The organism is Rhodococcus sp. USK13 (assembly GCF_018343855.1).
Taxonomy (GTDB): Bacteria; Actinomycetota; Actinomycetes; order Mycobacteriales; family Mycobacteriaceae; genus Rhodococcus_F; species Rhodococcus_F oxybenzonivorans.
Genome location: NZ_CP069242.1, coordinates 3,675,576 through 3,700,991 on the forward strand (window position 1 = coordinate 3,675,576; position 25,416 = coordinate 3,700,991).

Annotated in this window: 22 protein-coding genes and 2 tRNA genes; 15 read left to right on the forward strand and 9 right to left on the reverse strand. The window is 65.2% G+C overall.

All coding sequences use genetic code 11. The features are described 5' to 3' along the window. Positions 1-134 precede the first annotated feature (134 nt). The gene (ilvD, locus tag JQT59_RS19375; RefSeq protein WP_159926089.1) at positions 135-1,979 is read right to left on the reverse strand and encodes a dihydroxy-acid dehydratase; all 1,845 of its coding nucleotides are present in this window, start codon (positions 1,977-1,979) and stop codon (positions 135-137) included. A gap of 52 nt (positions 1,980-2,031) precedes the next feature. After that, positions 2,032-2,523 (reverse strand): PH domain-containing protein, encoded by a 492-nt coding sequence (locus JQT59_RS19380; protein WP_213577887.1) that lies wholly within the window; start codon positions 2,521-2,523, stop codon positions 2,032-2,034. A gap of 266 nt (positions 2,524-2,789) precedes the next feature. Here JQT59_RS19380 and JQT59_RS19385 point away from each other — a divergent pair, with 266 nt between their 5' ends. From JQT59_RS19385 to JQT59_RS19405, 5 genes are all read left to right on the forward strand, one after another. Further along, positions 2,790-4,733 (forward strand): acetolactate synthase large subunit, encoded by a 1,944-nt coding sequence (locus JQT59_RS19385; protein ID WP_213571634.1) that lies wholly within the window; start codon positions 2,790-2,792, stop codon positions 4,731-4,733. After that, complete coding sequence (gene ilvN, locus JQT59_RS19390) at positions 4,730-5,233, forward strand: acetolactate synthase small subunit (protein WP_109331036.1); 504 nt, start codon at positions 4,730-4,732, stop codon at positions 5,231-5,233. The genes JQT59_RS19385 and ilvN overlap by 4 nt, the downstream gene beginning before the upstream one ends. A 50-nt stretch (positions 5,234-5,283) precedes the next feature. After that, positions 5,284-6,285: a ketol-acid reductoisomerase gene (gene ilvC, locus JQT59_RS19395; protein ID WP_172652251.1), complete on the forward strand. Its 1,002-nt coding sequence runs from the start codon at positions 5,284-5,286 to the stop codon at positions 6,283-6,285. A gap of 225 nt (positions 6,286-6,510) precedes the next feature. Continuing rightward, positions 6,511-8,106, forward strand: coding sequence for a phosphoglycerate dehydrogenase (gene serA, locus JQT59_RS19400; RefSeq protein WP_159926091.1), 1,596 nt, complete (start codon positions 6,511-6,513; stop codon positions 8,104-8,106). A gap of 73 nt (positions 8,107-8,179) precedes the next feature. Beyond that, positions 8,180-9,190, forward strand: coding sequence for a 3-isopropylmalate dehydrogenase (locus JQT59_RS19405; protein WP_109331032.1), 1,011 nt, complete (start codon positions 8,180-8,182; stop codon positions 9,188-9,190). Positions 9,191-9,205: 15 nt separating this feature from the next. Here the strand turns inward: JQT59_RS19405 and JQT59_RS19410 are convergent, their stop codons facing one another. Next, the gene (locus JQT59_RS19410; RefSeq protein ID WP_213571635.1) at positions 9,206-10,432 is read right to left on the reverse strand and encodes an MFS transporter; all 1,227 of its coding nucleotides are present in this window, start codon (positions 10,430-10,432) and stop codon (positions 9,206-9,208) included. A gap of 114 nt (positions 10,433-10,546) precedes the next feature. Between JQT59_RS19410 and JQT59_RS19415 the strand changes: the two genes are divergently transcribed. The 4 genes from JQT59_RS19415 to JQT59_RS19430 all read left to right on the forward strand — a co-directional run bounded on the left by JQT59_RS19415 (position 10,547) and on the right by JQT59_RS19430 (position 13,258). Next, the gene (locus JQT59_RS19415) at positions 10,547-11,320 is read left to right on the forward strand and encodes a fumarylacetoacetate hydrolase family protein (protein WP_109331029.1); all 774 of its coding nucleotides are present in this window, start codon (positions 10,547-10,549) and stop codon (positions 11,318-11,320) included. A 73-nt stretch (positions 11,321-11,393) separates the two neighbouring features. Further along, positions 11,394-12,869, forward strand: coding sequence for a glutamate--tRNA ligase (gltX, locus tag JQT59_RS19420; RefSeq protein ID WP_213571636.1), 1,476 nt, complete (start codon positions 11,394-11,396; stop codon positions 12,867-12,869). Positions 12,870-13,006: 137 nt separating this feature from the next. Next, positions 13,007-13,078, forward strand: a tRNA-Gln gene (locus JQT59_RS19425). A gap of 107 nt (positions 13,079-13,185) precedes the next feature. Next, positions 13,186-13,258 (forward strand) — tRNA-Glu (locus JQT59_RS19430). Positions 13,259-13,316: 58 nt separating this feature from the next. Here JQT59_RS19430 and JQT59_RS19435 read toward each other — a convergent pair. The 3 genes from JQT59_RS19435 to JQT59_RS19445 all read right to left on the reverse strand — a co-directional run bounded on the left by JQT59_RS19435 (position 13,317) and on the right by JQT59_RS19445 (position 14,855). Beyond that, entirely contained in the window at positions 13,317-13,484 is a 168-nt protein-coding gene (locus JQT59_RS19435; protein WP_159926095.1) for a DUF5302 domain-containing protein, read from the reverse strand. 110 nt (positions 13,485-13,594) lie between these two features. Then, complete coding sequence (locus JQT59_RS19440) at positions 13,595-14,113, reverse strand: pyridoxamine 5'-phosphate oxidase family protein (RefSeq protein WP_213571637.1); 519 nt, start codon at positions 14,111-14,113, stop codon at positions 13,595-13,597. A 40-nt stretch (positions 14,114-14,153) separates the two neighbouring features. Beyond that, positions 14,154-14,855 (reverse strand): IclR family transcriptional regulator, encoded by a 702-nt coding sequence (locus JQT59_RS19445; RefSeq protein WP_109331025.1) that lies wholly within the window; start codon positions 14,853-14,855, stop codon positions 14,154-14,156. Between the two features lie 138 nt (positions 14,856-14,993). Between JQT59_RS19445 and leuC the strand changes: the two genes are divergently transcribed. The 3 genes from leuC to JQT59_RS19460 all read left to right on the forward strand — a co-directional run bounded on the left by leuC (position 14,994) and on the right by JQT59_RS19460 (position 17,883). Further along, on the forward strand, positions 14,994-16,415 hold the full coding sequence (leuC, locus tag JQT59_RS19450) for a 3-isopropylmalate dehydratase large subunit (protein WP_213571638.1): 1,422 nt from the start codon (positions 14,994-14,996) through the stop codon (positions 16,413-16,415). Between the two features lie 27 nt (positions 16,416-16,442). Next, on the forward strand, positions 16,443-17,051 hold the full coding sequence (gene leuD, locus JQT59_RS19455; protein ID WP_109331021.1) for a 3-isopropylmalate dehydratase small subunit: 609 nt from the start codon (positions 16,443-16,445) through the stop codon (positions 17,049-17,051). Positions 17,052-17,208: 157 nt separating this feature from the next. Beyond that, complete coding sequence (locus JQT59_RS19460) at positions 17,209-17,883, forward strand: HU family DNA-binding protein (RefSeq protein ID WP_213571639.1); 675 nt, start codon at positions 17,209-17,211, stop codon at positions 17,881-17,883. 98 nt (positions 17,884-17,981) lie between these two features. Here the strand turns inward: JQT59_RS19460 and JQT59_RS19465 are convergent, their stop codons facing one another. From JQT59_RS19465 to cofC, 3 genes are all read right to left on the reverse strand, one after another. Then, positions 17,982-18,917 carry an NUDIX hydrolase gene (locus JQT59_RS19465; RefSeq protein WP_213571640.1) on the reverse strand — a complete coding sequence of 312 codons (936 nt, stop codon included), beginning with the start codon at positions 18,915-18,917 and terminating at the stop codon, positions 17,982-17,984. 34 nt (positions 18,918-18,951) lie between these two features. Beyond that, a complete protein-coding gene (locus JQT59_RS19470) occupies positions 18,952-21,156 on the reverse strand; it encodes an RNA degradosome polyphosphate kinase (RefSeq protein WP_213571641.1) in 2,205 nt (734 codons plus the stop codon). A 66-nt stretch (positions 21,157-21,222) separates the two neighbouring features. Further along, positions 21,223-21,939: a 2-phospho-L-lactate guanylyltransferase gene (gene cofC / locus JQT59_RS19475; RefSeq protein ID WP_317746617.1), complete on the reverse strand. Its 717-nt coding sequence runs from the start codon at positions 21,937-21,939 to the stop codon at positions 21,223-21,225. 123 nt (positions 21,940-22,062) lie between these two features. Here cofC and JQT59_RS19480 point away from each other — a divergent pair, with 123 nt between their 5' ends. From JQT59_RS19480 to JQT59_RS19490, 3 genes are all read left to right on the forward strand, one after another. Then, complete coding sequence (locus JQT59_RS19480) at positions 22,063-23,061, forward strand: NAD(P)H-dependent glycerol-3-phosphate dehydrogenase (RefSeq protein ID WP_213571643.1); 999 nt, start codon at positions 22,063-22,065, stop codon at positions 23,059-23,061. A gap of 4 nt (positions 23,062-23,065) precedes the next feature. Next, positions 23,066-24,190 (forward strand): cystathionine gamma-lyase, encoded by a 1,125-nt coding sequence (locus JQT59_RS19485; RefSeq protein ID WP_213571644.1) that lies wholly within the window; start codon positions 23,066-23,068, stop codon positions 24,188-24,190. A gap of 94 nt (positions 24,191-24,284) precedes the next feature. After that, on the forward strand, positions 24,285-25,391 hold the full coding sequence (locus JQT59_RS19490; protein WP_109335186.1) for a D-alanine--D-alanine ligase family protein: 1,107 nt from the start codon (positions 24,285-24,287) through the stop codon (positions 25,389-25,391). Positions 25,392-25,416: the final 25 nt, after the last annotated feature.

The window sequence follows — 25,416 nt, forward strand, 5'->3', positions numbered from 1 at the left end:
AGCGAGTTGACTACCTCGTGATTGCGGTCACGTCACGGCGGATCGGCCCTCGCCGAGGAAGAAAGAAACCGGGCACCGCGGCGAAGGAAGCTCCACAGCGGTGCCCGGCATCGTGCACCCGAATCGATCGTCGGTCAGGGGACCTGGCGCACCGCTCCCTTGTCGGCGGAGGTCGCCAACGCCGCGTAGGCGCGCAGTGCGGTAGTGACCGTGCGTTCGCGGTTCACCGGCTGCCACGGACGTTCGGACGACTCCATCTTCGCCCGGCGCTCGGCGAGCACCTCGTCGTCGACGAGGAGCTTCAGCGTGCGGGTCGCGATGTCGATGAGGATCTGATCGCCGTCCTCCACGAGGCCGATGGCGCCGCCGCTGGCGGCCTCGGGGGAGATGTGGCCGATGGACAGTCCGGAGGAACCGCCGGAGAACCGGCCGTCGGTGATCAGCGCGCACTTCTTCCCGAGGCCGGAGCCCTTGAGGAATGCCGTGGGGTGCAGCATCTCCTGCATTCCCGGCCCGCCGGCGGGACCCTCGTAGCGCACGACGAGGACCTCACCGGGCTGAATCTTCTTACCGAGGATCACCGACACCGCCTCTTCCTGCGACTCCACGACGCGCGCGGGCCCCTGGAAGTGGAACAGGTCTTCGTCGATTCCCGCCGTCTTGATGACTGCGCCGTCGACGGCGATGTTGCCGCGGAGTACGGCCAAACCGCCCTCGACCGTGTGCTTGTGCTCGAAGTCGCGGATGCAGCCGTTCGCGGCGTCCGTGTCGAGTGACGACCAGCGGTTGTTCGTCGAGAACGGCTCGGTGGTGCGGACACCACCGGGTGCGGCATGGAAGAGTTCGACGGCCTCGTCGGAAGCCTTGCCCGACCGGATGTCCCACGTGTCGAGCCACTCGTCGAAGCTCTTTGTGTGCACGGTCGAGACGTCGCTTTCGAGCAGCCCGGCCCGGCGGAGTTCGCCGAGGATCGCGGGGATTCCACCCGCTCGGTGCACGTCTTCCATGTGGTAGTCCGAGTTGGGTGAGACCTTGGACAGGCACGGCACCTTGCGGCTGATCTCGTCGATCTTGTCGAGATCGAAGTCGTACACCTCGCCCTCCTGGGCGGCAGCGAGGGTGTGCAGCACCGTGTTGGTGGAACCACCCATCGCGACATCGAGGGCCATCGCATTGCGGAACGCGGCGGGCGTCGCGATGTTGCGCGGGAGGACCGACTCGTCGTCGTCCTTGTAATAGCGCAGGGCTGCTTCGACGACGGTGGTGCCCGCGCGGGTGAAGAGCGCGCGCCGGGCCTCGTGGGTGGCCAGTGTGGAACCGTTGCCGGGCAACGCGAGTCCGAGTGCCTCGGTAAGGCAGTTCATCGAGTTGGCGGTGAACATGCCCGAACAGGACCCACAGGTCGGGCAGGCGCTGCGCTCGACCTCGGCGAGCCCTTCGTCGTCGACCTCGTCGCTGGCGCTCGCCGAGATTGCGGTGATGAGGTCGGTCGGCGCCTGGGCCACACCGTTCACGACCACCGCCTTGCCGGCTTCCATGGGCCCACCCGAGACGAAGACCGTGGGAACGTTCAGCCGCAGTGCGGCATTGAGCATGCCCGGAGTGATCTTGTCGCAGTTCGAGATGCACACGAGCGCATCGGCGGTGTGGGCGTTGACCATGTACTCGACGGAGTCGGCGATGATTTCCCTGCTGGGGAGGGAGTAGAGCATGCCGCCGTGTCCCATGGCGATTCCGTCGTCGACGGCGATCGTGTGGAACTCGCGAGGTACCCCACCGGCAGCGCGCACGGCGTCGGCGACGATGTCACCCACGTTCTTGAGATGGACGTGCCCGGGGACGAACTGGGTGTAGGAGTTCGCAATCGCGACGATCGGCTTACCGAAGTCGGAGTCGGTCATTCCGGTCGCACGCCACAGCGCGCGGGCGCCGGCGGCATTTCGTCCTGCGGTGGTGGTTCGGGACCTCAGCGGGGGCATGAGCGTATTCCTTAGTCAGCGTACGGAAGTACTGATCAACGCTACTCGCGCGTTATCCGCCGTCAGTGCGCGGCTGGTTCTTGTCCGGGTCTTCACCGTCGGAGGCCGGGTCGGGCGCCTGATCCGCGTCCGCCGCGGCCGCCGCGTAGGGGTCGGGGATCCGCCCACCGCTCGCCGCGGCGAGTTGGGGAAGACGATCGAAGGTGACGACAGGGAGAGCCACCTCGCCGCCGTCGGTCAGCGTGGCGCGCGCCCAGCCGCGTTTCGGGAAGCGGAATCCGGTGATCTCCGACCACGAGAGGGCCCGCCCGCCGACCAGTCTTCGCACGTGAAGTCCCTCGGGTGTGACGGTGGTTCGAACCCGGGCGACCCATGCCGCGGCGAGGATCGGGGCCACGAGGAGCCACCCGAAGGCGGCCGGCCAGCCGAAGATGGGGAACGAGACGGCGAAGAGCAGGAAGGCGCATCCGATATAGGCGAGTGGCGAAATTCGGATGACCTGCTTGGGGATGTCGGTCGTGTGGGATGATGACTCTGGTGGCACGGGCTGCTGCGGAGTTGACACCTCTACATCTTCGCACCGCAGCCGACGTATCTCACATTCTGGGACGGCCGACTCACCAAGTTGACTGTTCACCATTAGCGCGCCTACCGTCGAGCGCGTGAAACAGAATGAGTTGCTCGTAATCGGCCGGCGCGTCGTCGCCTGAGTCGATTTCTTCAACTCGCCAGAAACGACGCGCCACCCTCGTACAGCATTCGCTGACGGGGGTTTTTTGTTGCCCGGAGCCAGAATCAGAGGATTTCCCAGTGAGCGCACCAACCGCACGGCCTCAACCCACGCCGCGCAAGTCGGGGGCTGCCAGCCCTACGACCGCGGCCGCCGCGACGCAGACCGGTAGCCGCCGCCAACTCGCCCCCGAGCGGGTCAGCGGCGCCCAGTCCGTGGTCCGAGCCCTCGAGGAGCTCGAGGTCGACACGGTATTCGGTATTCCGGGTGGTGCGGTTCTGCCTGTCTACGACCCTCTCTTCGACTCGAAGAAGGTCCGGCACGTCCTCGTTCGTCATGAGCAGGGTGCAGGCCATGCCGCCACCGGGTACGCCCAGGCGACCGGCAAGGTCGGTGTCTGCATGGCGACGTCCGGCCCGGGTGCCACCAACCTGGTCACGCCACTGGCGGACGCTCAGATGGACTCTGTTCCGGTCGTGGCGATCACCGGCCAGGTGGGCCGCAGCCTGATCGGAACCGACGCCTTCCAGGAAGCCGACATCTCCGGCATCACGATGCCGATCACCAAGCACAACTTCCTCATCACCGACGGCGTCGACATCCCGCGGATCATCGCGGAAGCCTTCTATCTCGCGTCGAGTGGGCGCCCCGGTGCGGTACTCGTCGACATCCCGAAGGACGTCCTGCAGGCGCAGACGACGTTCTCGTGGCCGCCGGAGATGCGGTTGCCCGGCTACCGTCCCGTCACCAAGCCGCACGGCAAGCAGGTCCGTGAGGCAGCGCGCCTGATCGCCGACTCCAAGCAGCCGGTGCTGTATGTCGGTGGCGGTGTGATCAAGTCGGAGTCCTCACCCGAACTGCTCGAGCTCGCCGAGCTGACCGGTATCCCGGTGGTCACCACTCTCATGGCGCGCGGTGCGTTTCCGGACAGTCATACCCTGAACTGCGGCATGCCCGGCATGCACGGCACGGTCGCGGCCGTGGCCGCCTTGCAGCGCAGTGATCTGCTGATCACCCTGGGCGCGCGGTTCGACGACCGCGTCACCGGTCAGCTCGACTCGTTCGCACCCGACGCCAAGGTCATCCACGCCGACATCGACCCGGCCGAGATCGGGAAGAACCGGTACGCGGACGTTCCGATCGTGGGCGACTGCAAAGAGGTCATCGTCGAGCTGATCGAGGCCATCAAGGCGGACCGGGCGACCGGGACGACTCTCGACCTCACCGAGTGGTGGGCGTATCTCGACGGGATCCGGCGGACGTACCCGCTCAGCTATGACCGCCCCTCGGACGGCGCGTTGTCTCCCGAGTTCGTCATCCAGGCGGTCGGCAAGCTCGCCGGTCCCGACGCGATCTACTGCGCCGGAGTCGGACAGCACCAGATGTGGGCTGCGCAGTTCGTCAACTACGAGAAGCCCCGTACGTGGCTGAACTCCGGCGGGCTCGGCACGATGGGCTATGCCGTGCCTGCCGCCATGGGCGCGAAGATGGGCAAGCCGGACACCGAGGTGTGGGCCATCGACGGCGACGGCTGCTTCCAGATGACCAATCAGGAACTTGCGACGTGCGCACTCGAGGGAATCCCGATCAAGGTTGCGCTCATCAACAACGGCAACCTCGGCATGGTTCGCCAGTGGCAGACGCTCTTCTATGACCAGCGCTACTCCAACACCAACCTCGGTACGCACGGTGCGATCCGCATCCCCGACTTCGTCAAGCTCGCAGAAGCGTTGGGGTGTCACGGAATCCGGGTCGAGCGCGAGGAAGACGTCGAGGCGGCGATCCGTGAGGCGCAGTCCATCAACGACCGGCCGGTGGTGATCGACTTCATCGTCGGCGCCGACGCCCAGGTGTGGCCGATGGTCGCAGCGGGCACCAGCAATGACGAGATCATGGCGGCTCGGGGCATCCGGCCGCTGTTCGACGACGACGAGGCCGCGGCGGAGCCCGCAGTCATTCACGAGGCCATGGAACGCGAACAGCGTTCGGGCGCGGCCACAGCGGCCGGGAAGGAAGATCAGTGAGCACCAGCCACACCCTCAGTGTTCTCGTCGAGGACAAGCCGGGCGTGCTGGCCAGGGTGGCCGCGCTGTTCTCCCGTCGTGGATTCAACATCGAGTCGCTCGCCGTCGGCGGCACCGAGATCCCCGAGATCTCGCGTATGACCATCGTCGTGACCGTCGACGAGTTCCCGCTCGAGCAGGTGACGAAGCAGCTCAACAAGCTGATCAACGTCATCAAGATTGTCGAGCAGGACGGTGACGCCTCCGTCGCCCGCGAGTTGCTGCTCATCAAGGTGCGTGCCGACGCCAGCGTGCGCACTCAGGTGATCGAGACAGTGAATCTGTTCCGCGCCAAGGTGATCGACGTCTCCCCGGAGTCGGTCACGATCGAGGCGACAGGAACGCGATCCAAGCTGGATGCATTGTTGCGGATGCTCGATCCGTACGGCATCCGGGAGATCGTGCAGTCCGGGGTCGTGGCCGTGGGACGGGGGCCGAAGTCCATCACGGCCACTCGCTAGTACTTTAGATACGCAAATTCCAAGAAAGAGGTTGAACTGTGGCAGTCGAGATGTTCTACGACGACGATGCCGATCTGTCGATCATCCAGGGCCGTAAGGTCGCTGTGATCGGATACGGAAGCCAGGGCCACGCGCACTCGCTGAGCCTGCGCGATTCGGGCGTCGATGTCCGCATCGGTCTGAAGGAGGGCTCGAAGTCGCGCGCCAAGGCCGAGGAGCAGGGCCTGACGGTCGGCACGCCGGCCGAGGTGTCCGAGTGGGCCGACGTGATCATGGTGCTCGCACCCGACACCGCTCAGGCGTCGATCTTCACGAACGACATCGAGCCCAACCTGAAGGACGGCGACGCGCTGTTCTTCGGACACGGCCTCAACATCCACTTCGACCTGATCAAGGCCCCGGAGTTCGTCACGGTCGGCATGGTCGCCCCGAAGGGACCCGGCCACCTGGTTCGCCGTCAGTTCGTCGACGGCAAGGGTGTTCCCGCGCTCATCGCGATCGACCAGGACCCCAAGGGTGAGGGCCAGGCGCTCGCGCTGTCCTACGCCAAGGCCATCGGCGGCACCCGCGCCGGCGTCATCAAGACCACGTTCAAGGAAGAGACCGAGACCGACCTCTTCGGCGAGCAGGCAGTGCTGTGCGGCGGCACCGAGGAACTGGTCAAGACCGGTTTCGAGGTCATGGTCGAGGCCGGCTACGCGCCCGAGATGGCGTACTTCGAGGTGCTGCACGAGCTCAAGCTCATCGTCGACCTCATGTACGAGGGCGGCATCGCCCGCATGAACTACTCGGTGTCCGACACCGCGGAGTTCGGCGGCTACCTCTCCGGCCCGCGCGTCATCGACGCCGGCACCAAGGAGCGCATGAAGGCGATCCTCGCCGACATCCAGTCCGGTGAGTTCACCCGCCGCCTCGTCGCGAATGTCGAGAACGGCAACACCGAGCTCGAGGGTCTGCGCAAGGCCAACGCCGAGCACCCGATCGAGGTCACCGGCAAGAAGCTGCGCGACCTGATGAGCTGGGTCGACCGGCCGATCACCGAAACCGCTTAGGTTTCATCGCTTTTACCGTTGCGCGCACGACGCCGGCCCAATGTCACCTCGGTCTCGACAGAGCACCCGGGTGTGGCGTTGGGCCGGCGTCGTATCGGACCGTTTCCGCTGTCGCGGGCGTCCACTATGTGGTATTGCCTACCGGGATGCGGATTCCCGGTGAGGGCGGACTAAGCTGTGTGTGGTTAAAACACCTCCACACCCACCTAATCAGGGAGTTTGCACGTGAGCCAGCCAGGCCGTCCTGTTGTTCTGATCGCCGACAAGCTCGCGCCGTCCACCGTCGAGGCATTGGGCGACGGTGTGGAGGTGCGTTGGGTCGATGGACCTGATCGCCCGGCCCTGCTCGCGGCGGTGCCCGAGGCCGATGCGATCCTCGTCCGCTCCGCCACCACCGTCGACGCCGAGGTGCTCGCCGCCGGTACCAAGCTCAAGATCGTCGCCCGCGCCGGTGTCGGGCTCGACAACGTCGACGTCCCGGCCGCCACCGAGCGCGGTGTCATGGTGGTCAACGCGCCGACGTCCAACATCCACACTGCAGCCGAGCACGCTGTCGCGCTGATGCTCGCCGCGGCCCGCCAGATCCCCGCAGCCGATTCCACCCTGCGTGACCGTGAGTGGAAGCGCAGCAAGTTCAACGGTGTCGAAATCTTCGGCAAGACCGTCGGCGTCGTCGGGCTCGGCCGGATCGGTCAGCTCTTCGCTCAGCGTCTTGCGGCGTTCGAGACGCACGTCATCGCCTACGACCCCTATGTGTCCGCGGCCCGTGCCGCCCAGTTGGGCATCGAGCTGGTTTCGCTCGACGAGTTGCTGCAGCGCGCCGACCTGATCTCGGTCCACCTTCCCAAGACTCCGGAGACCAAGGGCCTGATCGGTACGGAGAACCTGGCCAAGACCAAGAAGGGTGTCGTCATCGTCAACGCCGCCCGCGGTGGCCTGATCGACGAGGCGGCGCTGGCCCAGGCCATCAAGTCGGGTCACGTGCGTGCTGCGGGCCTCGACGTGTTCGAGACCGAGCCCTGCACGGACAGCCCGTTGTTCGACCTTCCCGAGGTCGTCGTGACGCCGCACCTCGGCGCCTCCACGAGTGAGGCTCAGGACCGCGCCGGCACCGATGTCGCGAAGTCCGTATTGCTGGCTCTTGCAGGCGATTTCGTTCCCGACGCCGTCAACGTGTCCGGTGGCGCCGTGGGTGAGGAAGTCGCCCCGTGGCTCGAAATCGTTCGCAAGCAGGGTGTGCTCCTCGGGGCGCTGTCGGGCGAGGTCCCCGTCAATCTGTCCGTCGATGTGCGCGGTGAGCTCGCCTCCGAGGACGTCGAGGTGCTGGCCCTGTCGGCTCTGCGTGGCGTGTTCTCGGCGGTGATCGAGGACGCCGTGACGTTCGTCAACGCGCCTGCCCTCGCGGAAGAGCGTGGCGTGACGGCCGAGGTCACCAAGGCCGCCGAGAGCCCCAACCACCGTAGCGTCGTCGACCTTCGCGGCGTCTTCGGTGACGGCAGCGTCATCAGCGTGTCGGGTACCCTGACCGGTCCTCAGCAGGTCGAGAAGATCGTCAACATCAACGGCCGCAACTTCGAACTGCGCGCCGAAGGCCTGAACCTGGTGATCAACTACACCGACCAGCCGGGTGCGCTCGGCAAGATCGGCACCCAGCTGGGCAACGCCGGCATCGATATCCAGGCCGCGCAGCTCAGCCAGGACGCCGAGGGTGAGGGTGCCACCATTCTCCTGCGGGTCGATCGCGAGGTTCCTGCCGACGTGCGTGACGCGATCTCCACCGCAGTGGGCGCCACCAAGATCGAACTCGTCGACCTGGCCTGAAATTCTTTCGTGCGCGTGTTCCGGCGCCTCGTGCCGGAACACGCGCACAGTTCTCTGATGAAGTGAGGCGTTCATGAAGCTTGCGGTCATTCCCGGTGACGGAATCGGTGTCGAGGTCACTGCCGAGGCGCTGAAGGTGCTGCGGAAGCTCGTACCCGACCTGGAAACCACCGAGTACGACCTCGGCGCCCGTCGATACAACGCCACCGGTGAACTTCTGCCGGACGCTGATCTGGCGGCGATCCGCACCCACGACGCGATCCTGCTGGGTGCCATCGGCGATCCTTCCGTGACACCGGGCATCCTCGAGCGAGGACTCCTGCTCACCATGCGCTTCGCGCTCGACCACCACGTGAATCTCCGTCCCTCCCAGCTCTATCCGGGAACGAAGTCGCCGCTCGCCGCACAACCGGACATCGACTTCGTGGTGGTGCGCGAGGGGACCGAGGGCCCGTACACGGGTAACGGTGGCGCAATCCGAGTCGGTACTCCCCACGAGATTGCCACCGAGGTGTCGGTCAATACGTGGTTCGGCGCGGAGCGGGTGGTGCGCTACGCCTTCGCGCTCGCGCAGACTCGACGCAAACACGTCACCCTGATCCACAAGACGAACGTGCTCTCCAACGCCGGTGCAATCTGGACCCGTGCGGTCGAAACCGTCTCGGCCGAGTACCCGGACGTCGAGACTGCGTACTGCCACATCGACGCGGCCACCATTTACATGGTGACCGATCCGTCGCGCTTCGATGTCATCGTCACCGACAACCTGTTCGGTGACATCATCACCGATCTCGCGGGTGCGGTGACCGGGGGTATCGGTCTGGCGGCGTCGGGCAACATCGATGCGTCCGGCACCAATCCCTCGATGTTCGAACCGGTTCACGGTAGTGCCCCGGACATCGCCGGCCGTGGCATCGCCGATCCCACGGCGGCCATCTTGTCTGCGGCCCTGCTGCTGCGCCATCTCGGGCGTGACGAGGATGCCGTCCGTATCGAGACCGCTGTCGAAGCGGATCTGGCTTCGCGCGGTGACGCTGCGGTCGTGACCGCAGAGGTGGGCGACCGGATTGCCGCAGCACTCTAGAAACGCGGTTGGTCTCTAGTCTTTTCCGGTCCCCCTGGCCGGGTCTGCGGACCCGGCCAGGGGGATCATCGGTATGGAAACCACCGGAAAGGCCGCCGCGATAGCGAAGGTCAGCGGGAAGCCGAGTATTCCGATCAGCGCCCCGAAGGTGGGCGGGACCAGTGACGCAGCGACGAATTGTCCCGTGTTCTGGACTCCGAGTGCGCGTCCGCCCCAGAACGGACCGGCGATCTCGGCGACGGCCGTGAACGCGAGGCCGTTGGGAGCCACGGTGGCAACGGAGGCGGCGACGAGCGCCGGTATCGCCAGCAGGGACGGGGCCGAATCCGACAGGGCCAGCGCCGCCATCGTCAGTCCACCGGCGGCGGCCACCCAGCGAAGTGGCCTCAATCGGCTACCGACGGCGTCCGACCAGACGCCGACTGCCATCCGTCCGAGTGCGCCGAGAACCTGAGCGACGGTCACCAGTAGGCCTGCAGCGGTTGCTTCCCAATGCCTTTCGGAGATGAGCCAGACGAGGGCGTAGGTCCATACCGTGTATTGCGGGACGACGAGTAGCACCGATACCGCGTGGATTCGCCACAGAGTACTGCTGTTCCGGTACGGATTCGCGAGCATCTCGAGCCCCGCGGCCGACGTGCGACTCGGTCGTGGCGGGTCGACGACTCCGATTGCGCAGGCGAGTGCTGCGGCCGCGCACAGGGCGGTCGGCAATGCCAGAGCCCAGCCGATGCCGTGTTCGTGTGCGAGGGAAGGCATGGTGAGCGCTGCACACGCGATCCCGAGGGGGAGGGACATCTGCCTGATTCCCATGGCGAGACCCCGGCGTTCGGGCGGGAACCAGCCGACCACGACTCGTCCACTCGCCGCGTTCGCGGAGGCCGCGGCCATACCGCCGAGGACGAGGAAGACGCCCGTGGCGGAGAGTGATCCGGACGAGGCGGCTCCGAGTCCGGCGGCCGCAGTCACCGCCATTCCGATGGCGAGCACGGTGCGTTCGCCGTACCGGTCGGCCAGCGCGCCCCACGCAATCAACGTCAGCATCACGCCGACGGTGGGCGCTGCGACGAGAAGTCCGGTGCGGGCCAAACTCAGGCCGTGGCTCGCCTGTAGTTCCGGGATGAGGAAGGCCACGCCGTTGACGAAGACCGCCTGCGCCGCCTGCGCAAACATCCCGAGTGCCAGCATCCACCACTTGCGCGCCGATCCGACGGCGGTGGCCTCGACGTTCGTTGTAGTCATGTCAATCTCAGTATCTAGGATTAAGGTCCCATATATTGGCGAACGGTCGGAGTCTATACCCTCCCGGGTGGGAATGCCGGAGGCCGCCCGATGCCGGGCGATAGACTCTCGGGCATGCGTCTTGGTCGAGTGGCAAGTCCCGATGGTGTTGCGTTCGTGAGTATCGAGGGGGAGGACGGCTCCCTGACGGCCCGGGAAATCGCCGAGCACCCTTTTGGCACTCCTACTTTCACCGGTCGTAGCTGGCCACTGGACGACGTTCGCCTGCTCGCCCCCATACTCGCCAGCAAAGTGATCTGTGTCGGCAAGAACTACGCCGCCCACGCCGCGGAGATGGGTGGGGAAGCGCCTGCGGATCCGGTGATCTTTCTCAAGCCCAATACGTCGATCGTGGGCCCGGACGCGGCGATCGTCCTGCCGAAATCCTCGAACGAGGTTCATTACGAGGGTGAGTTGGCCGTGGTGATCGGCCGGCCGTGCAAGGACGTCCCGGCGGCCAAGGCCCTCGACGTCGTTCTCGGCTACACGGCCGCCAACGACGTGTCGGCGCGTGATCATCAGCGCCAGGACGTTCAGTGGACTCGAGCGAAGAGCCACGACACCTTCTGCCCCCTCGGGCCCTGGATCGAAACGCAGCTCGATGCGTCGGATGTCGACATCACGACCGAGGTGGACGGAGAGGTGAAGCAGAGCAGCAACACTTCGCTTCTGCTCCATGACATTCCGAAGATCATCGAATGGGTGTCCGCGGTCATGACTCTCCTCCCGGGCGACGTCATCCTCACGGGCACGCCGGAAGGCGTCGGGCCGATCGTCGAGGGGCAGAGTGTCAGTGTGACCATCGGTGGTATCGGGACACTCACCAACCCCGTGACCGCAAAGCGCTGACGGCTCTCGTGTCGACCTGGGGGGCGGACTAGCCTGTAGGGGTCCGTTTTCCCAGCGTCGACCCAAGTGAGCCATGACCACAAGCGAAGTTCGCGTCCGTTTCTGCCCGTCGCCCACCGGAACCCCGCACGTGGGGCTCGTCCGTACCGCCCTGTTCAACTGGGCCTTCGCCCGCCACAACGGCGGGTCGTTCGTGTTCCGTATCGAGGACACCGATGCTGCCCGTGACAGTGAGGAGTCGTACCAGGCGATCCTGGATGCGCTGCGCTGGCTCGGCTTGGATTGGGACGAGGGCCCGGAGATCGGTGGGCCCTACGAGCCCTACCGGCAGTCCCAGCGACGCGAACTCCACCTGGACGTGGTCGGGAAGCTTCTGGCGGCGGGTGAAGCCTACGAGTCCTTCTCCACGCCGGAAGAGGTCGAAGAGCGGCACAAGGCCGCCGGCCGCGATCCCAAGCTGGGGTATGACAACTTCGACCGAGATCTCACCCCGGAGCAGCGCCAGGCCTATCTGGACGAAGGGCGCAAGCCCGTCGTCCGGTTGCGTATGCCCGATCACGACCTCGGCTGGGTCGACCTCGTCCGTGGTGACACCACGTTCAAGGCCGGTACGGTGCCCGACTTCGCGCTCACCCGTGGAAACGGCATTCCTCTGTATACCCTGGTCAATCCGGTCGATGACGCCCTGATGAAGATCACCCACGTGTTGCGCGGCGAGGATCTCCTCTCGTCGACGCCCCGGCAGCTGGCCCTCTACGAGGCTATGCAGCGCATCGGTGTGGCGGATTTCACGCCGCAATTCGGCCACCTCCCGTTCGTCATGGGTCAGGGCAACAAGAAGCTGTCCAAGCGGGATCCCGAGTCGAATCTGTTCATTCACCGCGACCGCGGCTTCGTACCCGAGGGCCTGCTGAACTACCTCGCCCTCCTCGGCTGGGGCATTTCCGACGATCACGACGTGTTCTCGCTGGACGAGATGGTCGCAGCCTTCGACATCACGAAGGTCAACTCGAATCCCGCGCGGTTCGACCAGAAGAAGGCCGACGCCATCAATGCCGAGCACATCCGGCTCCTCGAGCCCGCCGATTTCGCTGCGCGGTTGCGCGCCTTCCTCACCGTGCACGGACATCTGGGGGAGACGGTCGACGAGGCGGTGTTCGCGACGGCGGCAGAACTCGTCCAAACGCGGATCGTGGTGCTGTCCGACGCCTGGGGACTGCTGAAATTCTTGTTCGTGGACGAGGACGATTTCACCATCGATCCCGCCGCCGCAGCCAAAAACCTGGGTGCCGATGCTGCGCCCGTCCTCGACGCCGCCCTGGCTTCGTTGGAAGCCGTCGCGGTGTGGAATGCAGCGTCGCTGGAGGAGGCCCTGAAGGCCTCGCTCGTCGACGGACTGGGTCTCAAGCCGCGGAAGGCGTTCGCCCCGGTCCGAGTCGGCATCACCGGCTCGCACATCAGCCCGCCCCTCTACGAGTCGATGGAACTGCTCGGGCGCGACGTGTCACTGTCCCGGTTGCGTTCAGCTCGCGCGAGTATCGCCGACTGAGAGTGGCCGACGGCCGAAGGACGAGAGAAATTGCCCTTGACCAGGCGATTTGGTAAATCCCGCCACTAGGCTGGTAATCTCTTCTTCGGCCCGAGCGGCCCGCGGAGCCCTCCGGCTCAGCGGTCCGAACAGGCCATTGGGGTATGGTGTAATTGGCAACACAGCGGTTTCTGGTACCGCCATTCTAGGTTCGAGTCCTGGTACCCCAGCGGAAGTTCGGCCGATTTTGTTACCGAACTTCAGCAAGTTATGCTTGCTGAGCTTCCAGAGCAACACCAGGTTCGTGCAATATCAGTTAGTGCAATACCGAGTTCTTGGCCCCGTCGTCTAGCGGCCTAGGACGCCGCCCTCTCAAGGCGGTAGCGCGGGTTCGAATCCCGTCGGGGCTACACAAGAAACACCCTCCACTTCGGTGGAGGGTGTTTCTCTTTCTGTCAGTGTGCTCGCTTATCCACTCTTGCGGCGGAATTCGCGTTTGTGATCGGCCGGGCCGTGCACGTGATGCACTTTGGAATTGCCGTCCTTGTGCTGAGTGGACATTCCGGCCTGATGATTCTTCCGCTCGAGTGCCTCACGGAATTTCTTGCGCATTTCTTCGTTACTCGCTTCGGCCACGGCGAACTCCCTCGGTAGATGGTTCACTGTGTGAAGTTACGCCGGTGGAATGGAGAATGCGCCTCATTTTTCCCAGGGGCGGAAGTGGCAGAAGAATCAGTCGTCGCGCGTCACTGTCGGCGAGCGGGTTGTGTCAGGTAGGCGGCGGTGGTCCCGGCTACGGGCATGGCCGGGAGACCGAGCTTTGCGTGGTCCCAGCTCCGGACACGGTCGGGAACCACACGAACAGCGATCCGCTTGTGCATCATCTGGTCGACCGCGGGGCGGAGTTCGTCGGAATAGGGGCCCGTGTACCGCTCCCAGACGCTGACGCCGACGGCAAACAGCGCGTCCGGATTGTCGACGACCTCGGCCCGTCCGTCGATCGACACACCCCGCAGGGTGTCGTAGGTGTCACCGTCCTCGATGAGGATCGTGACACGGTTGTCTCGGCGCAGATTGACTGCCTTCTGCGACTTCGCCTTGGTCTCGAACCAGATCTCGCCGTCGATCACGGCGTACCACATGGCCACGAGGTGCGGTCGGCCGTCCGCACCCACCGTTGCGAGAGTCGCGACCCTGCTGTGGTCGACGAATTCGGTGATCTCCGAATCCGTCATCGTGATCTGTGCTCGCTGATTGCTGCCCATCAAGTCTCTCCTGTCGCGGTACGGATGAGACCGAGCATATTCACAGTCGCTTGTGCAACGCTTCCGCAGCGGCGAGGAGATCAGCCGCCCACCGGGCACCGGGCCGTCTACCCATTCTGTCGATGGGCCCCGACACCGAAATGGCGGCGATGACAGAACCGTTCCCGTCGCGGACGGGCGCGGCGACGCTGGCGACGCCCGGTTCCCGTTCGGCGGCGCTCTGCGCCCAGCCTCGCCGACGGACTTCCAGGAGGACGCGTTCGCCGAACGCGGCGTCGGGAAGAACGGCGCGCTGAGTCTGGGGATCCGCCCACGCGAGTAGCACCTTGGCGCCCGAGCCGGCGCTCATCGGAAGCCGGGCACCGACGAGGACGGTGTCGCGCAGGCCGGTCGGCGGTTCCATGGCCGCCACACAGATGCGCTGGGTACCTTCCCGGCGGTACAACTGCACGCTCTCCCCGGTGATCTCGCGCAGCCGCGGAAGCACGAGCGCTGCTGCCGACACGAGCGGATCATTGGCTGTGGCAGCGAGTTCGGCCAGGCCTGGGCCGGGGCACCAGAGTCCGTCCGTGTCCCGGGTGAGGAGGCGGTGCACTTCGAGACCTACGGCCAGCCGGTGTGCGGTGGCACGGGGTAGTCCGGTGCGCGAGCACAGTTCGGTGAGGCTGCAGGGCTTCTCGGCCACGGCATGTAGCACGCCTACCGCTTTGTCCAGCACTCCGATGCCGCTATGCTGTCTCATAGGTCGATACCAGTTTCTCGCATGGTGGGATCATAGCGCACCTACGGCTTCCGTCGAGTGCGTGCCCGGGATGAGACTGACGACATCAAGCGCACCGCGGACCGGCCCGAAGCCCGCTGTGCGAAGTGACACACAGAGGTGGAGAAGATGGCGGAGAAAGCACGCACCCTGGCAGAGAAGGTGTGGGACGACCATGTCGTCGTTCGGGGTGAGGGGAACAATCCCGATCTCATCTACATCGACCTGCATCTCGTTCACGAAGTGACGAGCCCGCAGGCGTTCGACGGATTGCGGCTCGCCGGCAGGCCCCTGCGCAGGCCGGATCTCACAATCGCCACCGAGGACCACAACGTTCCCACCGTGGACATCGACAAGCCGATCGCAGACCCCATCTCCCGGACTCAGGTCGACACGCTCCGGCGGAACTGCGAGGAGTTCGGTGTCCGTCTCCATCCGATGGGAAACATCGATCAGGGCATCGTGCACGTGGTCGGCCCCCAGCTGGGTCTGACACAGCCGGGCATGACGGTGGTGTGCGGTGACAGCCACACCTCCACGCACGGCGCCTTCGGCGCACTCGCGATGGGAATCGGCACGAGCGAGGTCGAGCACGTCATGGCGACCCAGACGCTGTCGCTGCGGCCCTTCAAGACGATGGCTGTCACCGTCGACGGCGAATTGCCCGACGGTGTCACGAGTAAAGACCTCATTCTCGCCGTCATCGCGCAGATCGGAACCGGCGGCGGTCAGGGCTACGTTCTGGAATATCGCGGCGAGGCGATTCGGAAGCTGTCGATGGAAGCGCGGATGACCATCTGCAACATGTCGATCGAGGCGGGCGCCCGCGCCGGGATGATCGCACCCGACGAGACCACGTACGAATTCATCAAGGGTCGTCCGCATGCTCCCCAGGGCGCCGACTGGGACGCCGCAGTGGCGGCGTGGGAACAGCTGAAGACTGACGAGGGCGCCGTTTTCGACAACGAAGTCCACATCGACGCGAGCACTTTGACGCCGTTCGTGACGTGGGGCACCAACCCCGGGCAGGGTCTGCCGCTCGGTGAGGCCGTTCCCGACCCCGCCGACATCGCCGACGAGAGCGAACGGCAGGCGGCCGAGAAAGCGTTGACCTACATGGGACTCGAAGCCGGGACCCCGTTGCGTGAGGTTGCGATCGACACCGTCTTCGTCGGCTCGTGCACCAACGGCCGGATCGAGGATCTTCGTGCCGTTGCCGAGGTTCTGCGTGGCCGCCACGTTGCGGAAGGCGTCCGGATGCTCGTTGTGCCCGGCTCGATGCGGGTTCGCGCGCAGGCGGAAAAGGAAGGACTCGGCGAGATCTTCACCGCTGCGGGTGCCGAGTGGCGCCAGGCCGGGTGCTCGATGTGCCTCGGAATGAACCCGGATCAGCTGGCGCCGGGGGAACGTTCGGCCTCCACGTCCAACCGAAACTTCGAGGGACGTCAAGGCAAGGGAGGTCGGACGCATCTCGTTTCGCCGCTCGTGGCCGCCGCGACCGCGGTCCGGGGAACGTTGTCCGCTCCGGCAGATCTGGCCTAGGACTCAAGGAATTTAGGAGATTTTTCGATGGAATCCTTTAGCACACACAAAGGTATCGGCGTTCCGCTGCGGCGATCCAACGTGGACACGGACCAGATCATTCCGGCCGTGTATCTGAAGCGAGTGACGCGCACAGGTTTCGAGGACGGCCTCTTCGCCGCGTGGCGGGGTGACCCCTCCTTCGTTCTCAACGTCGCACCGTACGACAAGGGCAGCGTTCTGGTCGCTGGTCCCGACTTCGGCACGGGGTCGTCCCGGGAGCACGCGGTGTGGGCACTATCCGACTACGGTTTTCGGGTCGTGATCGCGTCGCGGTTCGCCGACATCTTCCGTGGGAACGCCGGCAAGGCCGGCCTGCTGGCCGCTCAGGTGGCCCAATCGGACGTGGAACTGCTCTGGAAGTTGCTCGACGAGCAGCCGGGTCTCGAATTGACCGTCGATCTCGAAAACAAGACGGTCACGGCCGGAACCACTGTGGTGCCCTTTGAGATTGATGACTACACCCGTTGGCGCCTGATTGAGGGTCTGGACGACATCGGATTGACATTACGGCAGGTAGAGGCCATTTCTGAGTTCGAAAAGTCAAGGCCTTCTTGGAAACCAACGACGCTTCCGGAGCCTGTTTCGACCGACTGACAGAGCAAATCCGAGTCTCTCCGCCAGATAACAATTCCCTGAGAATGGTGCCGCGTTGTATGAGAATTGGCGTGGCACATAGACTCCTGCGGTATTCAGGTTTACCGTAGTTCGTAGTCGGTCCAATGGTGGGCCATTAGTTCGCGGAGGATTTTCAATGAATAAGGCAGAGCTCATCGATGTTCTGACCGAGAAGCTGGGTTCGGACAGGCGCACGGCAACTGAAGCTGTCGAGCATGTTGTGGACACCATTGTTCGGGCAGTGCACCGCGGCGACAGTGTGACCATTACCGGATTCGGTGTTTTCGAGCAGCGCCGCCGTGCGGCCCGTGTGGCACGTAACCCCCGCACGGGTGAGACCGTGAAGGTCAAGCCCACGTCGGTGCCGGCATTCCGCCCGGGCGCCCAGTTCAAGGCGGTTATCGCTGGCGGCCAGAAGCTTCCGGCCACGGGTCCCGCGGTCAAGCGCGGTGCATCGGCAACCGCCACGAAGGCTGCGGCCAAGAAGGCAGCGGCGAAGAAGTCGGCCGCCGCCAAGAAGACGGCCGCGAAGAAGGCGCCCGCGAAGACGACGGCCACCAAGACCGCCGCCAAGAAGGCGCCCGCGAAGACGACGGCCACCAAGACCGCCGCCAAGAAGGCTCCGGCCAAGACGACGGCCACCAAGACCGCCGCCAAGAAGGCTCCGGCCAAGACCACGGCCACCAAGACCGCCGCCAAGAAGGCGCCCGCGAAGACGACGGCGAAGAAGACCGCCGCCAAGAAGGCGCCCGCGAAGACGACGGCGAAGAAGACCGCCGCCAAGAAGGCTCCGGCCAAGCGCAGCAAGTAGAGCTCGCGCACGCAGCGCTCCGCGTGACAGCAGGCGCCGACCACGATCTCGTGGTCGGCGCCTGTGTGTGTGCTGCCCCGGGCGAAGCTTCGGGCAGCTCAGTCCTGACGAGACAGTGGGAGGGGGCTGTCGATGTGGTCGGCTGCGATGAGCTTCCCGCCGGAGAGCGAGAGCACCCACGTGCTCGCTTTCCGGTTGCGCGCCGGCGGTAGTGAGACACCATCAGTCTTCGCCCACCACTCGAGCAGATTGGGAATGACCCCGCCCTGACTGCAGATCACCTGCACTCCACCGCGTGCGGCGATTTTGCGCACGAGGGTCCGTGCGGCGGCGGGATCGGCCTTGTAACTCTCTTCGGACAGCAGCGGCTCGACCCGGATCGTGGTGTCCAGCGAGCGCGCCAGCGGTTCCATGGTCTGGGTGCACCGCGTGCGATCTGCAGAAGAAATCTCGGTGGCGCCGAAAGCCCGGAGCTGCGTGACGAGTGCGTCTGCCTGCAATTCGCCGGTCGGATCGAGCGGTCGGGTGTCGTCGTCACCCTTGTACCGTTTCCGACTCCCTGCCTTCGCATGGCGTACCAGCAACACTGTTGCGGTGTCGGGAGGTAAGGCGCTGAATCGGCGCAGAATTTTGCGATCCATCGGATACGACAATTGATCGGCGACCTGGGGGACCGGAAGCCAGCGCAATTCGTCTACTTCGTCATTGGCCTCGAAAACGCCTTCCCGCGCCTCGGCTGCCCAGTATTCGACGCGCTTCAATCGCCGGTGTCCGGGGATGGGGTAGGTCAATGCCCCGAGGTGGCGACCGAGACGTCCTCGGAGGCCCGTTTCTTCCTCTACCTCGCGCACCGCGGCAACGACCGCGGTCTCCCCGGGATCGAGCTTGCCCTTCGGGAAAGACCAATCCTCGTATTTCGGCCGGTGAACGAGCGCGACCTCCGTCTCGTCGGGATTGTCGGGAGATTTTCGCCACAACACCGCACCGGCGGCGAAGATGTTGGCTCTGACGGGTTTGTCACCTGAGCTGCTCAACGGGTTCCTTCCTTCTGCCGCGCCGTCGTCGCGTTCAGGATCCGCCACCCATCCGCGTCCGCATCATGGCCTCCTGGTGCTCGCGCACATCCTCACCGTCCGCCGGTGCCGCCGCCCAACGTCCGTCCGGCTGCAGCAACCAACACCGAGTGGTGGGGTCGAGGGAAGAATCGAGAATGTCCCCCATCTGCGCTGTGAGGCGAGGATCTTTCACCTGCGCCATCACTTCGACGCGCCGGTCGAGATTGCGGTGCATCATGTCGGCGCTGCCGATCCAGAACTCGTCGGCGCCGCGGAAATGGAAGATTCGGGAATGTTCGAGGAATCGGCCGAGGATGGAGCGAACCACGATGTTTTCGCTCATTCCCGGAACTCCCGGTTTCAGAGCGCAAATTCCACGGACGACGATGTCCACCGGAACGCCGGCCTTGGACGCACGATAGAGCGCGTCGATCACCTGTTCGTCGACCAGCGCGTTGGCCTTCATGCGAATTCCGGCTTCGTGGCCCTGCAGTTTGCGGGCCACCTCGGCGTCGATCCGCTCGATGATTCCCCGGCGGACTCCGTAGGGCGCAACGAGGAGATTGCGGTAGTGAGTCTTGCGGGAATAGCCCGTCAACGAGTTGAACAGATCGGTGAGGTCCGCGCCGATCTCGGGAGCGGCTGTCAGCAGCCCCACGTCTTCGTAGAGCCGGGCCGTCTTCGGGTTGTAGTTGCCGGTACCGATGTGGCAGTAACGGCGGATCGCCGAACCTTCACGACGGACGACGAGGCAGGTCTTGCAGTGCGTCTTGAGTCCGACGAGTCCGTACACCACGTGAACGCCTGCGTGTTCGAGTTTGCGGGCCCACTTGATGTTGGCCTGCTCGTCGAACCGGGCCTTGATTTCGACTAGAGCCACAACCTGTTTGCCTGCCTCGGCGGCGGCGATCAGCGCGTTGACGATCGGCGAATCACCGGAAGTCCGGTACAGGGTCTGCTTGATCGCCAGAACCTGCGGATCGGCCGCCGCCTGCTCGATGAAACGTTGCACGCTCGTGGAGAAGGAGTCGTACGGGTGGTGCACCAACACGTCGCCGTCGCGAAGTGTGGAGAAGACACTCTTGGGCGTCTCCCGCTCGCCGAAAGCCGGATGGGTCGCAGGCACGAACGGCCGGTCCTTGAGTGCCGGCCTGTCGACCGCGTACACCTGCCACAAGCACGACAAGTCCAGGAGTCCGGGTACCTGAATGACGTCACCCGGGTCGACGTCGAGTTCGCGCAGCAGCAATTCGAGCATGTGCTCGGTCATGTCGTCGGCTACTTCGAGACGCACCGGTGATCCGAAGCGCCGACGGGCCAATTCCCGTTCCAACGCTTGCAGGAGGTCTTCGTCGCGATCTTCCTCGACTTCGAAATCGGCGTTGCGCGTGATGCGGAAAGCGTGGTGCTCCACGATCTCCATACCGGGGAACAACACGTCGAGGTGGGCCGAGATGAGGTCCTCCATGGGGAGGAAGGCGTCGATCGAAGACGGGGTTTCGTTGCGGTTGACGCGGACGAACCGACCCACGTTGTCCGGAACCTTGACGCGAGCAAAGTGTTCGCCGCCGGTAGCCGCGTCCTTCACCGTCACCGCGAGGTTGAGACTGAGCCCGCTGATGTAGGGGAACGGGTGCGCATGGTCCACAGCGAGGGGAGTGAGCACCGGAAAGACCTGCTCCTGGAAATGCACCGACAGGCGTACCCGGTCGTCATCGGTGAGATCGGACCACCCGATGATGGAGATCCCTTCCGCGGCAAGCGCCGGACGCACGGAGTCGAGGAACACCCGAGCATGCTTGTCGGAAATTTCCTGGGTGCGCTTTGCGATCAGCGAGAGCTGTTCCCGGGGGGAGAGACCGTCCGCGGAACGCACGGACAGACCGGTCTCGTCCCGTCGTTTCAAGCCCGCGACCCGCACCATGAAGAACTCGTCCAGGTTGGACGCGAAGATCGCGAGGAACTTGGCACGCTCGAGGAGCGGCAGTGACGTGTCCTCGGCAAGCGCGAGAACACGCGAATTGAAGTCGAGCCAACTGAGTTCCCGATTGAGATAACGATCTTCGGGCAGTCCCTCGGTGAGGACGCTCGCGGGAGCATTCGTAGCCGCAGGAGGCGCCATCGGGATGGTCGTCGAGTTCACCACGAGGGTGCCGTCGTGCGATCCGTTCTTGTCGTCGACGTCGGTCTGCCGGTCGAGTGCTTCGCCATTACTCACATCACGATCATCCCTCGAGGAAACTCCTGCGGACAATCGATGGGGCAAATTCACACTGGTCGTCGGCTACGACTTTCCGCCCGGGGAAGCGGCGATAGGAGTTGCAGCGTCGAGCGCAGCGCGCGTGGCAGGCCCGACTCCGAGTGCGCGAGCGGTATCCAGGTCGTCGGCGGTGTCCACATCGGTTCGCAAACCCGGCCAGTGCCCGTGCAACGGGCGGGCCCCCGACTCGAGGTGTCGCCGCGCCGATCCTGGCCCGAACTGCGGATCGAGCGGAACGGAAGGGTCGCACGAGAACAGTGCCGCGGTGCCGGTTCCGTGATGGTCGACGACCACCGATCGGCCGCCGGTTCTGGCCGCAGCGAGAGCTTCGCCGAATTCGTCACTGCGCAGCGACGGGAGATCGGCCTGCAGGGCCACGACATCCACACCTTGCTCATTCTTTCGAACATGGTCGGCCGCGGCCGCCAGCGCCGCATTGAGTCCGTGCTCGCCCTGGTCTCCCTCGCTACCCTGCTCGTCCACACCGCCCTCGACCGGCGTCGATGTGGGATCGGCATAGACCTGGGCGCCGACGCTACGCGCGAGACGCGCGACTGCCGCATCGGGCGTGACCACCGTGACACCCACCACGGAGTCGACGTCACGGACCACCGTCAGGGTGTCGCGCAGCATCGACAGCACCAGGCCGGTGCGGTCGGCAACGTCGAACATTCCGGACAGGCGGGTTTTGGCCACGTGAAGTTCTTTGACCGCGACCAGTACGTGCGCGCGCGGCGTCACGGATGGAGTCGCGGTGCTCATGCCCGATATCTTGCCAGTCCAGTCCAGACGCTGCGGTGTCGTGCCCCGGTATCGGCGCTACTGTGAGCGGGATACGAAGAGAATCGATGATGAGGGGGCTGTGTGAGCAAGGCTGCTGTATTGGGGGCAGGCTCGTGGGGGACGGCTTTTGCGAAGGTCCTGGCCGATGCCGGAACCGATGTCACCATGTGGGCGCGCCGCGCCGAGGTCGCCGAATCGATCGCCGGGCGGCACGAAAACGTCGACTATCTACCCGGCGTCACGCTTCCGTCGACGCTGACTGCCACCGACGATGCGGCGGCCGCGCTGGACGGTGCAGACTTCGTCGTTCTCGCCGTTCCCTCCCAGTCGTTGCGAAGCAATCTGGCGGAGTGGAGTCCGATGATCGGCGAGGATGCCACCCTCCTCAGCCTCGCGAAGGGGATCGAGACCGGCACTCTGATGCGGATGAGTCAGGTCATCGTCCAGGTCACGGGCGCCGATCCGGGGCGTGTCGCCGTCCTGTCGGGACCCAATCTTGCCCGCGAGATCGCGATCGAACAACCGGCGGCGACAGTGATCGCGTGCACCGACTCGACGCGCGCGCTCGCGCTGCAGAAGGCGTCGGCCACGGGGTACTTCCGTCCGTACACGAACTCCGACGTGATCGGCTGCGAGATCGGCGGCGCATGTAAGAACGTGATCGCCCTCGCGTGCGGCATGGCAGCCGGAAGTGGATTGGGCGACAACACAATTGCGAGCATCATTACGCGCGGCCTGGCGGAGATCATTCGTCTGGGTGTTGCCTTGGGTGCAAAACCGACCACCCTTGCAGGGTTGGCCGGCGTGGGCGACCTGGTAGCCACGTGCTCGTCCCCGCTGTCGCGAAACCGGTCCTTCGGTGAGCGGCTGGGGCAGGGCGGGTCCATGGAGACCGCCCAGGAGGCCACTCACGGACAGGTGGCCGAGGGCGTGAAATCCTGCTCGTCGGTTCGGGCGCTCGCATCGAGCTACGACGTCGAAATGCCGCTCACCGACGCCGTGCACCGCGTGTGTCATGAAGGTCTCGTCGTGCAGGACGCGATCGGCCAGTTGCTCGGCCGTCGTACGAAGTCGGAGTGACCGGGTGAGCGGAGACTCCACCCGTTGTGTCAAAGCTGTTGCGGCAGAAGCGCATCCAGGGTCTCCGATGCAGCGGGGGCCGGTGTTCGCCGCCCCGTACCAGCTGAGCGCCGACGAAGGAACCGAGTCGGACACGTATGCCCGGGCATCGAATCCTGGCTGGCGCGATCTCGAATCGGCGCTCGCCACGCTCGAAGGCGCCTCCGGGGCGCTGGTGGTCGGCTCCGGGATGTCTGCGGTCACCGTCGCAGTGCGCACTCTTCTCACGGCAGGGGACACGGTGATCGTTCCGGCGGACGGGTACTACCAAGTCCGTGCCTACGCGCGGGAGCGGTGGGAGCCGATGGGCATCACCGTGCACGAAGTGACGACCTCGGACATGGCGAGCGAGAGCACCGCGGCACTGTTGGCGTCGGCGGAAGGAACGACGGTTGTCGTCGCCGAGACTCCCGCCAACCCGTCCCTCGACGTCGTCGACCTACGCGCGCTGTCGCAGCGGTGCCGGGATGCCGGGGCCGTGCTCGTCGTCGACAACACGACGGCGACCCCGCTCGGCCAGCAACCTCTGGAACTCGGCGCAGACGTCGTGGTTGCCAGTGGCACAAAGGCATTGAGTGGGCACAGCGACCTCCTCATGGGCTACATCGCGGTATCGGACGCCGAATTCCTCGCCGGGATGGAGCGGGAAAGAGCTTTGTCGGGAACGGTGCTCGGGCCATTCGAGACATGGCTTGCCCACCGAAGTCTCGGAACTGCGGGGCTGCGTTTCGAGCGGCAATGCGCCAACGCGTCGGCTGTCGCAGACCTTGTGGCCGCGCATCCCGCGGCGCAACGGGTGCGCTATCCGGGTCTGGCGAGTGATCCTTCCCACGCCGTCGCGTCGGGGCAGATGCGCCGATTCGGTGGACTGGTGAGTTTCGAACTCGGCTCCGCCGAGCAGTTCCATCGCTTCGTGGCGGGCAGTGAACTACTCGTTTCGGCGACGAGCTTCGGTGGCATCCACACCACGGCCGATCGCCGGGCGAGGTGGGGAGATGCGGTTCCCGACGGGTTCGTACGACTGTCCTGCGGGATCGAGGACACCGACGATCTCCTTACCGACGTCGAACGGGCACTGTCGAGAGTGTGACCGCGGCTGTCGGCTCGAAGTCGTGAGGTCGGCGAAGTGTCGGCGATCGGAGGTGGGTGCGGTGGGCACGGCGGGGCGGCGGTACGGTTTGTTCGTGAGCACACCGCGTACCCGGGTAGCCGTCATCTTCGGTGGCCGTAGCAACGAGCATTCCGTTTCCTGCGTCTCCGCCGGGAGCGTCCTGAGGAACCTCGACCCCGAACGGTACGAGGTGGTGCCGATCGGTATCACGACCGAAGGGTCGTGGGTTCTCGGCTCCACCGATCCCGCCTCCCTGTCCATCCGCGGCCGGTCGCTGCCCAGCGTCGATGCCGGGGGTTCCGCGTTGGCCCTGACGGCCGACCCCACCCGCTCGGGCGACCTCGTTGCTCTCGACGACGGTGAAGCAGGGAAGATCCTCGCCTCGGTGGACGTGGTATTCCCCGTCCTGCACGGCGCCTACGGCGAGGACGGCACGATCCAGGGTCTGCTCGAGCTCGCCGGAATTCCGTACGTCGGTCCCGGCGTACTCGCGAGCGCTGCCGGAATGGACAAGGAGTTCACCAAGAAGTTGCTTGCGGCCGAGGGGTTGCCCATCGGATTTCAGGTGGTGCTGCGGCCGGGTACCGACAATCTCACCGAGGAGCAGAAGTCCCGCCTCGATCTGCCGGTGTTCGTGAAGCCCGCGCGAGGGGGCTCGTCCATCGGCATCACCCGGGTCGCCGACTGGGCCGCCCTCGACGATGCCATCGCCCACGCCCGTGAGCACGATCCCAAGGTGATCGTCGAATCGGGGATCAGTGGACGTGAGGTGGAGTGCGGGGTTCTCGAATTCCCGGACGGCGAAGTCCGGGCCAGCGTCGTCGCCGAGATCCGGATGCCGGCTGCGTCGGGCAGCGACGAGGCGTTCTACGACTTCGACAGCAAGTACCTCGATGATGTGTGCGAGTTCGATGTGCCCGCGAAACTCGACGAATCGGTGAGCGAAGACATTCGCGCTCTCGCGGTGCGCGCCTTCGCCGCCCTCGACTGCCAGGGTCTCGCGCGTGTCGACTTCTTCGTCACCGAAGACGGTCCGGTCATCAACGAGATCAACACCATGCCCGGGTTCACCTCGATCTCGATGTATCCGCGCATGTGGGGAGCGATCGGAGTCGACTACGGCACCCTCGTGTCCACCCTGGTCGATACTGCGCTCGCCCGGGGCACCGGGCTGCGCTAGACGATGTGCGCGCCCGGCTTGCTGC